The sequence below is a fragment of the Holdemanella sp. DFI.5.55 genome, from assembly GCF_020593575.1.
Lineage (GTDB): Bacteria > Bacillota_I > Bacilli_A > Erysipelotrichales > Erysipelotrichaceae > Holdemanella > Holdemanella hominis.
Genome location: NZ_JAJDMK010000381.1, coordinates 1 through 235, shown reverse-complemented (window position 1 = coordinate 235; position 235 = coordinate 1). Strand labels below are relative to the sequence as shown.

General features: G+C 52.8%; 1 protein-coding gene. It reads right to left on the bottom strand.

Annotated features, from left to right (window positions below; translation table 11 throughout):
- Nucleotides 1–235: hypothetical protein (locus LJE08_RS14505; protein ID WP_227403651.1), on the bottom strand; the 235-nt coding region annotated here is incomplete at both ends.

The window sequence follows — 235 nt, the reverse complement described above, 5'->3', positions numbered from 1 at the left end:
CCAAAATAAGCCGGCTGTCTGCTTGTGGCGGTTTGATGCTCGACAATGGTTGCCTGGGCACCGGCACCGACGATCACCAGATTATGATAGTTAGGCAATGGACAGTCAACGGTCAGTTCAATGGGCTCTTTGACGATCGTGCCATCTGGAATATAGATGAAGCGGCCGCCATTCAGCAAGGCCAGGTGCATGGCATTGAGCTGACTGTCCTGCCATGAGATCGCCTTTTCCATCA